We start from the raw sequence: 11,235 nt of genomic DNA on the forward strand, positions 1-11,235 counted from the left end.
ATGAGCGATGTCGCCCTGCGCACCTCCGAAGCGGCCCCGCCGCGACCGCGCCTGTCGCCGCTGAACCAGCGCCGCCTCGCCAATTTTCGCGCCAACAGGCGGGGGCTGTGGAGCCTGAGGATCTTCCTCGCACTCTTCACCCTCACCCTCTTCGCCGAGTTCATCGCCAATGACCGGCCGCTCTATATCCGCCTTGAGGGCCAGTCCTTCTTCCCCGCGGTGAAGGCCTATTCCGAGCGCCAACTCGGCGGCGAGTTCGAGACGCCGGCCGACTACAAGGACCCCTTCCTGCTCGATCATTTCGCCGAGAAGGGCGCGACCGTGATCTGGCCCCTGATCCGCCACAGCTATTCCTCGACGGTGAAGGATCCCGTCACGCCCTTCCCCTCCGCCCCCACCTGGTCGCAGCGCCAGCGCCTGCCCGATTGCACGGCGGCGCTCGCCAAGCCCCGCGGCGAGCGGCCCCACGGCTCCAGCTATTGCGAGATGGGCAACTGGAACTGGCTCGGCACCGACGACCAGGGCCGCGACGTGCTCGCCCGCGTCATCTACGGCTTCCGCATCTCCGTGCTCTTCGGCCTCGCGCTGACGCTGATCTCCTCGGTGATCGGCATCGCCGCGGGCGCGGTGCAGGGCTATTTCGGCGGCTGGACGGACCTCCTGTTCCAGCGCTTCATCGAGATCTGGACGGCGATCCCCTCGCTCTACCTGCTGCTCATCATCTCCTCGGTGCTGGCGCCGAGCTTCTTCGTCCTGCTCGGCATCCTGCTGCTCTTTTCCTGGGTGACGCTGGTGAGCGTCGTGCGCGCCGAGTTCCTGCGCGCCCGCAACTTCGAATACGTCAATGCCGCGCGGGCACTCGGCGTCTCGTCGGGCACCATCATGCGCCGGCATCTCCTGCCCAACGCCATGGTGGCGACCATCACCTTCATGCCCTTCGTGCTCTCGGGCAGCGTGATGACGCTGACGGCTCTGGATTTCCTCGGTTTCGGCCTGCCCGTCGGCTCGCCCTCGCTCGGTGAGTTGCTGCAGCAGGGCAAGTCGAACCTGCAGGCGCCCTGGCTGGCGCTGACCGGCTTCTGCACGGTGGCGGTGATGCTCTCGCTGCTCATCTTCGTGGGCGAAGCGGTCCGCGACGCCTTCGACCCCCGCAAGACCTTCGCCTGACGCTGTGGTAGGATTGGGCCATGAACGAGGTTGTCCGCAAGATCGTGTCCGTGGCAGACCTGCCGCCGCATCTGCGGGATGGACTGGACCCCTCGCGCCCCGTCGAGATCGTGCAGGAGGTGCTCACCGCCTCGCAGCGGATCCGGGCGATGACCGACAAGCTCACCTTCAAGCGCGTGCAATCGACCGAGGAAGCCGTGGAGCGTGTGCGGCGCATTCGCGACGGCGGACCGATCTGAGTGGCGATCAGCATCTACCTCGACGCCAATTTCATTATTCGCCTGGTGGAAAGCCACCACGGGCAGAACTCTGCCCATGAGCGGCTATGGGACCTGGTCGATACCGGACGACTGACGGCCAGGACGAGCTGGTTGACCTGGAGCGAGGTCCTTGTCCACCCGCTCCGCAATGGGGACGACGCGCTAGTGGACGTCTATGACCGTTTCTTCGCGGGCGAGACCGCGGCGCTGACCTGCCACGAGATCGAAAGGCCGACGCTCAGGCGGGCAGCCGAACTGAGGGCACATCACCCCTCGCTCAAATCGCCGGACGCGATCCATCTCGCGACGGCGGCCATCCACGATTGCGACTGGTTCGTGTCGTCGGACGCGCGCCTCGCCGTGGTGCCGCAACTCAGCTATCTCAATCCCGACATGCCGTCCGACCTGCAACGCTTCCTGACGGCCATTCCATGACCGCCGACACCCCCCTCCTCTCCGTCCAGGACCTCTCCGTCGCCTTCCGCCAGGGCGGACGCGAGAGCCTCGCCGTTGACCGCATCTCCTTCGACATCCACCGGGGCGAGACCCTCGCCATCGTGGGTGAGAGCGGTTCGGGCAAATCCGTCTCCGCCCTTTCGGTGATGAAGCTTCTGCCCTACCCGGCCGCCTCGCACCCCTCGGGCCGCATTCTCTTCAAGGGCGAGGACCTGATCGCCGCCGACGATGCCGCCATCCGCAAGGTGCGCGGCAATGCGGTGAGCATCATCTTCCAGGAGCCGATGACCTCGTTGAACCCGCTGCACACGATCGGGCAGCAGGTCGCCGAACCGCTGATCCTCCACCGCGGCCTCTCCGCCGAAGCCGCAAGAGCCAAGGCGGTGGACTGGCTCGGCCGCGTCGGCATTGCCGACCCGGAGGGCCGGCTCGACGCCTATCCGCACCAGCTCTCGGGGGGACAGCGCCAGCGCGTCATGATCGCCATGGCGCTCGCCAACGAGCCGGACCTGCTCATCGCCGACGAGCCGACCACCGCCCTCGACGTGACCGTGCAGGCGCAGATCCTCGCGCTGCTCAAGGATCTCCAGCGCGAACTCGGCATGGCGATCCTCTTCATCACCCATGACCTCGGCATCGTCCGCCGCTTCGCCGACCGCGTCTGCGTCATGCGCCATGGCCGCATCGTCGAACAGGGTCCGGTGGTGGACATCTTCGAGCGCCCGCAGGATCCCTACACCATCGCCCTCATGGCGGCCGAACCGCGGCGCGAGACGCGCGCCGCCGATCCCGCCGCACCCGTCATCATGCAGGCCGACGATCTCAGGGTCTGGTTCCCGGTGAAGCGCGGCCTGCTCCGCCGGACGGTCGGCCACATCAAGGCGGTGGACGGCATCTCAGTGGCGGTCCGCGAGGGCCACACGCTCGGCATCGTCGGCGAGTCCGGCTCCGGCAAGACGACGCTCGGCCTTGCCCTCCTTCGTCTCATCTCCTCCGAAGGGCCCATCGTCTTCATGGGCCGGCCGATCCAGGGCCTCGGCTTCAAGGCCATGCGGCCGAACCGACGGCAGATGCAGGTGGTCTTCCAGGACCCCTATGGCTCGCTGTCGCCGCGCATGTCGGTGGCGGAGATCGTCGCCGAGGGCCTGGCCATCCACCATCCCGGTCTCACCGAGGAGGAGCGCGACGCGCGGGTGATCGCGGCGCTCAGCGATGTCGGCCTCGATCCCGAGACGCGCCATCGCTATCCGCATGAGTTTTCCGGCGGCCAGCGCCAGCGCATCGCCATTGCCCGCGCCATGATCCTCGAGCCGAGCTTCGTGCTGCTGGACGAACCGACCTCCGCCCTCGACCGCATCGTCCAGGCGCAGATCGTCGACCTGCTGCGCGACCTGCAGGCCAAGCGGAACCTGACCTACCTGTTCATTTCCCACGACCTGAAGGTGGTCTCGGCGCTGGCCGACGACATCATCGTCATGAAGGGCGGCAAGGTCGTGGAGCAGGGTCCCGCTGAACGCGTGTTCAAGGCGCCCGAGAACGACTACACCAAGGCGCTGTTCGCAGCCGCCTTCGACCTCGCGCCAGTCTCCAGCGAAAGAGCATAGACGTGACCACCCTGCTTCTCGGTATCGGCTCCTGGGACCCCGAACCCTGGCGTGAACGTTTCCAGGCTGTCCTGCCCGGCTGGAAGGTCGTCCTCCCCGGCGAGATCTTCGACCGCCGCGCCGTTCGCTATGGCGCCGCCTGGAAGCAGCCCGAGGGCACCTTTGCCGACCTGCCGCTGCTCGACGCCATCTTCTCGCTCGGCGCCGGCGTCGATCACCTGTTCAAGGACAAGCGGCTGCCCGAGGGCGTGCCGGTGGTCCGCGTCGTCGATCCCGACCTCACGACGCGCATGTCGGAATATGTCGTCATGCACTGCCTCATGGCCCTGCGCCGGGTGCGCGTCTATGACGGCTTCCAGCGCGAGAAGCAGTGGATCGACCTGCGCGACCAGCCGCAGGCGAGCGACATCCGCGTCGGCCTCCTCGGCATGGGCGTGCTCGGCCAGGACTCCGCCATGAAGCTGCGCACCATGGGCTTCCAGGTGGCCGGCTGGAGCCGCCGTCCCAAGGCGGTCGAGGGCGTGGAGATGCATCATGGCGCCGACGGCCTCGATGCCATCGTGGCCGGATCCGACATCCTCGTCGCGATGATGCCGCTCACCCCCGACACGGCGGGCATCCTCGACGCCAAGCTCTTCGCCAGGATGCCGAAGGCCGAGGCCATTGGCGGGCCGGTCCTCATCAATGTCGGCCGCGGCGGCCTGCAGAACGAGGCTGACATCCTCGCCGCCCTCGACTCGGGGCAGCTCGGCGCGGCCGTGCTCGATGTCTTCCAGACCGAACCCCTGCCCGCGGACAGCCCGCTTTGGACCCATCCGAAGGTGACGGTGACGCCGCACAACTCGGCGATCTCCTCGCCGCCGGCTATTGCCGCCTATGTCGCCCAGCAGATCCGGACCCACATGGCGGGCGGCGACCTCGTCAACATCGTCGACCCCGCCCACGGCTATTGACGTCACGTTACCAAGCGTAAGGTGCCGTCGCAGCTGGCTTTTTCGCGCCGCGACGGGAGGCCTTTAGCGCTTTTTTTACGCCGACAGCCGAGGGTTGTATCGCATCTGCGAAGGCTCCGGAGTGTCCACGTGCTGAACCGTCTTACCGTCAGCGGCCTGGTAAAGGCCGTTGTGTCGATCTTCGCCTTGGCATTGATCAGCCAGTTCGCCATGGGCGCGTGGGACTCCTGGAACCGCTACCGCAAGGCGGACAAGACCGCGACCGTGGTCGAAACGACCACCCACATGTTCACGGCGCTGCACAATCTGCGCGTCGACCGCTCCAATTCCCGCCGCGCCCTGATGCTGGACGAGGTGCACCCGACGGTGCCGCGGACCATCGCTCCGCACCGCGAGGCCGAGATGCCGGCCCTGCGCTCGGCGCTCGCGACGCTGCGCACCATCGACTATCCCGGCGCCGCCGCGGCGGTCTCCGAGCTTGACCGCACCATCAAGCGCCTGACCGAGATGCACGAGGAAACGGCCCGCGCCATGGCGCAGCCACGGCCGCAGCGCCGCGCCGGCATCGCCGAGGAGTTCTTCACCCTCACCGACGGCGCCATCAACCTCCTCGACCGCCTGTCCACCGACCTCACCCGCCTGATCAAGCTGGACGATCCGCTGATCGACCAGCTCATGGAGATCAAGCAGCACGCCTGGAACGCCCGCCAGGCCGCCGGCGACGTGTCGGTCTTCATCTCGAACCCGCTCGCGGGGCTGCCGCTGCCGGAGAACCCGCTCGTCGGCTACACCACGCTGGTCACCCGCATGGAGACGTCCTGGGCCTCCGTCGAGGCGATCGCCGGCGGCCTCAGCCTGCCGCCGAGCTTCGCCGAGGCCATGCAGAAGGCCCGCTCCGGCTTCCTCGAGGCGGAATTCGCCAAGGTCCGGCTCGCCACGCTGAACGCGCTGATCACCAAGCAGCAGCCGGCCTTCACGGCCAACCAGTGGTCGCTGATGGCGGTGCCGAAGCTCGGCACGATCCTCGCCGCCGCCGACGCCGCCCTCGATGTTGCCGGCAGCCATTCGCGGAACGTCCGCGACACCGCCTTCCGCAGCCTGATGCTGCAGCTCGGCGCCCTCGCCCTCGCCCTGACCTTCGCCGTCGCCGCCCTCGTCCTGATGGCGCGCCGCGTCGTCGGGCCGCTCACCGAGATCAAGGATTCGATGCTGCGTCTCGCCAATGGCGACACCAGCGTCGAGAGCCGCTTCGTCTCCCGCCGCGACGAGATCGGGGCGCTGGCCGGCGCCATGCAGACCTTCCGCGACAACATGATCGAGGCCGAGCGCCTGCGCTCCGAGCAGGGCGCCATGGAGGCCCGCGCCGCCGCCGATCGCCGCGCCGCCATGCTGCAGCTCGCCGACAGCTTCCAGGCCGCCGTCGGCGGCGTGGTCGAGACGGTCTCGCGGGCCTCGGGCGAGCTTGAATCGGCCGCCACCCTGCTTTCGCGCACCGCCGAGAACACCCAGGCCCAGTCGGTGGTCGTCGCCTCGGCCTCCGAGGAGGCCTCCGCCAATGTCCAGTCGGTCGCCGGCGCAGCCGAGGAGATGGCGAGTTCGGTGCACGAGATCGGCCGCCAGGTCGCCGAGTCGAGCCGCATGTCGGCGGAAGCGGTGCAGCAGGCCGAGAAGGCCGACCAGCGCATCGCCCAGCTGACTCAGGCCGCCTCCCGCATCGGCGACGTGGTGAAGCTCATCACCGCCATCGCCGAGCAGACCAACCTGCTGGCGCTGAACGCCACGATCGAGGCTGCCCGCGCCGGCGAGGCCGGCAAGGGCTTCGCCGTCGTCGCCTCGGAGGTGAAGCAGCTCGCCACCCAGACGGCGAAGGCGACCGAGGAGATCGGCGCCCAGATCGGCGCCATGCAGGCCGCGACGCAGGACTCGGTGGTCGCCATCAAGGAGATCGGCACGACCATCGACCGCATCTCCGGCGTCGCAGCCGCCATCGCCGCTGCGGTCGAGCAGCAGGGCGCCGCGACCCAGGAAATCTCCCGCAACGTCCAGGAGGCGGCGCAGGGCACCGCCGAGGTCGCCAGCAACATCGCCAGCGTCAATGCCGGCGCGGCCGAGACCGGCTCCGCTTCGAGCCAGGTGCTGAGCGCCGCCCGCTCGCTCTCCCGCGACAGCGAGGTGCTGCAGCGCGAGGTCGCCCGCTTCATCGAAACGGTGAAGGCGGCCTGACGCCCTCACGCAGGCTTGATTGTCCTGAAGGCGGCCGCTCCACGATGGTGCGGCCGCTTTTCTTTTCGGAACGCCGCATGACCCTCTCGCGCCGCACCGCCCTGCTCGCCGGCCTTTCCGGCCTCGTCGTGCCCGCGTTCAACCGCGGCGCGGGCGCCCAGGACGCCTGGTATCCGATCGCCGGCCCCGACGGCCGCGAGGTGCAGAACTTCCGCGTTCCCGTCGAGCTGCAGACCGAGATCATGGCGCTCGACAATGCCGTGCTGCTCGGCGCGCGCGAGGCCGACCTGACGCTGATCGAGGTCTATGATTCCAACTGCAGCTTCTGCCGCCGCGCCGCGATGGACGTGAAGCGCATGACCGAGCGCGACCGGGATCTTGCCGTCTCGCTCGTCAACGCCCCCAGCCTTGGCCTGCCCTCGGTCCAGGCGGCGCGGGTGGAATATGCGGTGAAGCAGCTCGGCGGCGAGGACAAGGCCCGTGCCTTCCACGCCGCCTCGATGGCGATGCGTGGCGTCTTCGACGGACGGCGGGCCCTGGCGCTCGCCGCGGACCTCGGCCTCGACCGAGGTCAGGTCGAGGAGGTCGCCGACCGGCCCGAGACCGGCCGCGTGATCGCCGACGCTGTCCGCCTTGCCAATGCCACCAATCTCGCCGCGACGCCCTCTTGGCTCATCGCCGGCACCGCCGTCATCGGCTGGCCCGGCCGCCCGACCATGGAGCGGATCGTCGCCGCCGTCCGCGACTGCGACAAACCCGTCTGCGCTTAAGCAGCCGGCCGCCTGACGCTGGTGACCTCGCCATAGGATTTCTCGCGGATCCGCGCGATGGCGCCGGAGAGCGGTTCCTTCACGACCATCATGTGGTGGCCGTTGGCGTGGAGGAGTTCGTCCGGTCCCGAGACGATGCCGACATGGCCCTTCCAGAAGATGAGGTCGCCGCGGCGGAGGACGGTGACGTCGCCGTCGAAGGCGACGGGCTCGCCGATCGCCTTCTCCTGCATGTCGGTGTCGCGCGGCACGGCGATGCCGCAGGCCTCGAAGGCGGTCTGGACGAGGCCCGAGCAGTCCAGCCCGAAACTCGTGCGTCCGGCCCACAGATAGGGCGAGCCGAGATAGTCCTCGGCGACGGCGACAAAGTCCGGCTCCACCTCGGCGACCGGCTTCAGGTGCGCGGCGATCACGTGGGCGCCCGTGTCGGTCACGGCAAAGGCGTCGGTGAAGCGCTCGATGGTGAGCAGGCTGTTGCGGTGAAGGACAAAGGTCGGCGGCAGCTTGATGCTGGGGCCGGGATAAAGATGGGTCCGCATCACCGCCACGCGGTGCGTCGCGGGCTTGGCCCGCGGGCGGAAGGCGCCCGCCACCGCATAGCCGACATAGCCGTCCCGGTCGGACTGGACGAAGACGAAGCCGCCATCCTCGTCGAAGATGGTGACCTCCTCGCCGAGCAGGAACTCGGTGTCGCGGGCGGCATTCATCAGCCGCGAGGGCGCCAGCGGCACCACCGGAAAGCCGGTGCGCATCGGCCGTCCCTCGACGAAACGGGCGCTGTCCACCTGCCCGCGCAGGTGCGCGGCGGCGAGGTCGGCACGGGCGGGCGTCAGGCGGCGGTCGAGGCCGGGCGGCAGCGTGAAGGTCATGGCGCCTCGTAGCACGAAGCCGTTAACGGCTCACGGGGGGAGCGCCGCGGCCTTGGCGGCGACGAGGTCGCCGAGCCGCTCGACGGCAAGCGCGCCGGCCACCGTGCGCTGGATGACGACGTCGCGGCGGTCGTTCTCATCGCGGCGGCGGGAGACGAGGTCGAGCTTTCCCATGCTGTCCAGGGCGCGAGTGATGACCGGCTTGGTCACGCCGAGCTTGCGGGCAAGGTCGCGCACATGGTGGGGCGGCGGCTCGAGATAGATGGTCAGGAGGATGGCGAGCTGGCGCGACGACAGGTCGGCCTCGCCGTCCTGCACGAGGGCGAGCGACACCTCGTGCATCAGCTTCATCGCCTGAGACGGGCGCAACACGACGGCCATGGAGACGCGAACCGCTGACGCTTGGGGAACTCGTTACGGACCCGTATTAAACGGCCACCATGCCGCCTGTGCAAGCGCGACAGGGCGTGGCATGAGGCGAGGGTTAATCCGGAGCCCGCCTTGGTCGCAGACCTCGCCAGCCTCGCCACCATGGCCCTCGCCGCCTTCACCGCGGCAACGCTCCTGCCCGGTGGGTCGGAAGCGGTCTTCGTCGCGCTGCTGGCAGCCGGGACGGCGAGCCCCTTCGCGCTCTTCCTGGTGGCCGCGATCTTCAACACTGCCGGCGGCATGACCAGTTGGTGGATCGGCACGCAGATCGCCCGCGGCGCCGACAGCGAGGCCGGCCATGCCTGGATGCGGCGCTTTCGTCTGCCTCCCGAAAGCTTCGCGCGCGCCTCCGGCCTGTTCCAGCGCTGGGGCTGGGCGACGCTGCTGCTCTGCTGGATGCCGGTGATCGGCGATCCGATCACCCTCGTCGCCGGCATGGCGCGCTATCCCGCCCTGCCGACGGCGCTCATCACCGGCCTTGCCCGAACCCTGCGCTATGCCGCCATCTGGGCCGCGGCCGCCGGCCTGATCGCCTGGTGGAGCTGACCTCAACGGCGCCCGGCCCTGCGCGCCCGCCCCTGTACCTCCCCCCCGAAATCGACTAATCACGGCCCGTTCCCCGTGACTGCAAGAGGCATTGCGATGCAGACCTTCGACCGGCTCGTCACCGTCTTCGGCGGTTCGGGATTTGTCGGGCGGCACGTCGTGCGCGCGCTGGCCAAGCGCGGCTTCCGCATCCGCGTCGCGGTTCGCCGTCCCGATCTTGCCGGCCACCTGCAGCCGCTCGGCGCTGTCGGCCAGATCCACGCCGTGCAGGCGAACCTGCGCTATCCCGATTCCGTTCGCCAGGCCGTCGCCGGCGCCGAGATCGTCATCAATTGCGTCGGCATCCTCTACGAGACCGGCCGTCAGAAGTTCGATTCCGTCCAGGCCCGCGGCGCTGCCGCTGTCGCCCGCGCGGCAGCTGAGGCCGGGGCCCGCCTCATCCACATCTCCGCCATCGGCGCCGATGCCGACAGCGCCGCGCTCTATGCCCGCACCAAGGCGGCGGGCGAGGCCGCCGTGCGCGAGGCCGCTCCCGATGCGGTGATCCTGCGGCCCTCCATCGTCTTCGGCCCCGAGGACGACTTCTTCAACCGCTTCGCTGCCATGGCGCAGATGTCGCCCGTCCTGCCGCTGGTCGGCGGCGGCGAGACCAAGTTCCAGCCGGTCTTCGTCGGCGACCTCGCGGACGCTGTCATGGCCGCCGTCGACGGCCGCACCAAGCCCGGCGCCACCTACGAACTCGGCGGGCCGGCGGTGAAGAGCTTCCGCGAGCTCCTCGAACTCGTGCTGAAGACCACCCAGCGCAACCGCCTGCTGGTGCCGTTGCCCTTCGGCCTCGCCCGCCTGCAGGCCAAGCTGCTGCAGCTCCTGCCCAAGCCCATGCTGACCGAGGACCAGGTCGAGCTCCTGAAGTCCGACAACGTGGTCAGCGAGGCCGCCAAGGCCGAGGGCCGCACCCTCGAGGGGCTCGGCATCCACCCGCAATCGGTGGAGGCCATCGTCCCGGGCTATCTGTGGCGCTTCCGCAAGCAGGGCCAGTTCGCCGAACCGGCGCGCTGATCCCTCAGCCGATGAAATAGAGGCCGGCAAGCCCGGCCGCGCCGACGACGATCCGCCAGACGGCGAAGAGCCCGAAGCCGTGCCGGCTGACATAGTCGAGCAGGAAGCGCACGACGAAGAGCCCGGAGATGAAGGCGGCGACGAAGCCGACGGCGATGGTCGACACGTCCGCGAAGTCCAGGACCTTGTAGTTCTTGTAGAGGTCATAGGCGAAGGCGCCCGCCATGGTCGGCATGGCGAGGAAGAACGAGAATTCCGCAGCCGCCCGCTTGGTGGTGCCCATCAGCAGCGCGCCGACGATCGTCGCGCCCGAGCGCGATACGCCGGGAAAGAGCGCCGCGCACTGGCATAGGCCGATCTTCAAGGCCAGCATGGGCGAGAAGCGGAAGGCATTGTCCTCGCGCGCCTCGAGCTTCAGCCGGTCGACGACGAGCAGCACGATGCCGCCGAGGATCAGCGCCACGCAGACGAGGTCGGGCCGCTCGAACACCGCCTTGATGCGGCTGTGCAGCACCGCGCCGAGCAGGGCCGCCGGCAGGAAGGCGATGAGCACCGAGGCGACGAAGCGCCTCGCCCAGGCATCGGTGGGAAGGCACAGCACCACGCCGAGCAGGCGGGTGAAATAGACCAGCAGGATGGCGAGGATGGCGCCGAGCTGGATCAGCACCTCGAAGGTCTTGCCTGTCGACTGGAAGCCGAGGAAATGGCCGATGAGGATGAGATGGCCGGTGGAGGAGACCGGAATGAACTCGGTCGCGCCCTCGACCACACCGAGAACCAGGGCCTTGGCGAGATTGACGATGTCCATCGCATCCTCCGCGGCGCGCCTCGCAGGCCGGCCGTCCCGCCAGATAAGCGCGGCTCCCTTCACGTTCGGTTAAGCATGATGATCAGGGAAA

At 68.9% G+C, this 11,235-nt stretch carries 12 protein-coding genes; 9 read left to right on the forward strand and 3 right to left on the reverse strand.

Translation table 11 applies throughout. The annotated features are described in order from the left end of the window. The 7 genes from C8P69_RS16145 (at position 1) to C8P69_RS16175 (ending at position 7,433) form a co-directional block, all read left to right on the forward strand. Positions 1 to 1,167 carry an ABC transporter permease gene (locus C8P69_RS16145; protein WP_108178466.1) on the forward strand — a complete coding sequence of 389 codons (1,167 nt, stop codon included), beginning with the start codon at positions 1 to 3 and terminating at the stop codon, positions 1,165 to 1,167. Between the two features lie 20 nt (positions 1,168 to 1,187). After that, positions 1,188 to 1,406 (forward strand): hypothetical protein, encoded by a 219-nt coding sequence (locus C8P69_RS16150; RefSeq protein WP_108178467.1) that lies wholly within the window; start codon positions 1,188 to 1,190, stop codon positions 1,404 to 1,406. Continuing rightward, positions 1,407 to 1,862, forward strand: coding sequence for a type II toxin-antitoxin system VapC family toxin (locus C8P69_RS16155; protein ID WP_108178468.1), 456 nt, complete (start codon positions 1,407 to 1,409; stop codon positions 1,860 to 1,862). It abuts the gene before it with no gap. Next, entirely contained in the window at positions 1,859 to 3,487 is a 1,629-nt protein-coding gene (locus tag C8P69_RS16160) for an ABC transporter ATP-binding protein (RefSeq protein ID WP_108178469.1), read from the forward strand. Before C8P69_RS16155 ends, C8P69_RS16160 begins: the two co-directional genes overlap by 4 nt. Positions 3,488 to 3,489: 2 nt before the next feature. Continuing rightward, positions 3,490 to 4,440 (forward strand): 2-hydroxyacid dehydrogenase, encoded by a 951-nt coding sequence (locus C8P69_RS16165; protein WP_245902078.1) that lies wholly within the window; start codon positions 3,490 to 3,492, stop codon positions 4,438 to 4,440. Between the two features lie 129 nt (positions 4,441 to 4,569). Beyond that, positions 4,570 to 6,663 carry a methyl-accepting chemotaxis protein gene (locus C8P69_RS16170; protein WP_108178471.1) on the forward strand — a complete coding sequence of 698 codons (2,094 nt, stop codon included), beginning with the start codon at positions 4,570 to 4,572 and terminating at the stop codon, positions 6,661 to 6,663. A 77-nt stretch (positions 6,664 to 6,740) separates the two neighbouring features. Further along, positions 6,741 to 7,433 (forward strand): DsbA family protein, encoded by a 693-nt coding sequence (locus C8P69_RS16175; RefSeq protein ID WP_170118271.1) that lies wholly within the window; start codon positions 6,741 to 6,743, stop codon positions 7,431 to 7,433. On the opposite strand, the gene C8P69_RS16180 is transcribed toward C8P69_RS16175, so the two are convergent. Both C8P69_RS16180 and C8P69_RS16185 read right to left on the reverse strand, forming a co-directional pair. Next, positions 7,430 to 8,302 carry a C40 family peptidase gene (locus C8P69_RS16180; protein WP_108178473.1) on the reverse strand — a complete coding sequence of 291 codons (873 nt, stop codon included), beginning with the start codon at positions 8,300 to 8,302 and terminating at the stop codon, positions 7,430 to 7,432. The two genes, C8P69_RS16175 and C8P69_RS16180, sit on opposite strands and share 4 nt — an antisense overlap. Before the next feature lie 30 nt (positions 8,303 to 8,332). Then, positions 8,333 to 8,683: a MarR family winged helix-turn-helix transcriptional regulator gene (locus C8P69_RS16185; protein WP_108178474.1), complete on the reverse strand. Its 351-nt coding sequence runs from the start codon at positions 8,681 to 8,683 to the stop codon at positions 8,333 to 8,335. Positions 8,684 to 8,803: 120 nt separating this feature from the next. On the opposite strand from C8P69_RS16185, the gene C8P69_RS16190 reads away from it, so the two are divergent. Both C8P69_RS16190 and C8P69_RS16195 read left to right on the forward strand, forming a co-directional pair. Then, on the forward strand, positions 8,804 to 9,277 hold the full coding sequence (locus C8P69_RS16190) for a YqaA family protein (RefSeq protein ID WP_108178475.1): 474 nt from the start codon (positions 8,804 to 8,806) through the stop codon (positions 9,275 to 9,277). Positions 9,278 to 9,373: 96 nt separating this feature from the next. Beyond that, on the forward strand, positions 9,374 to 10,336 hold the full coding sequence (locus tag C8P69_RS16195) for a complex I NDUFA9 subunit family protein (protein WP_108178476.1): 963 nt from the start codon (positions 9,374 to 9,376) through the stop codon (positions 10,334 to 10,336). Positions 10,337 to 10,340: 4 nt separating this feature from the next. Here C8P69_RS16195 and C8P69_RS16200 read toward each other — a convergent pair whose 3' ends face one another. Next, positions 10,341 to 11,144 carry an undecaprenyl-diphosphate phosphatase gene (locus C8P69_RS16200; RefSeq protein WP_108178477.1) on the reverse strand — a complete coding sequence of 268 codons (804 nt, stop codon included), beginning with the start codon at positions 11,142 to 11,144 and terminating at the stop codon, positions 10,341 to 10,343. Positions 11,145 to 11,235: the final 91 nt, after the last annotated feature.

The organism is Phreatobacter oligotrophus (assembly GCF_003046185.1).
Taxonomy (GTDB): Bacteria; Pseudomonadota; Alphaproteobacteria; order Rhizobiales; family Phreatobacteraceae; genus Phreatobacter; species Phreatobacter oligotrophus.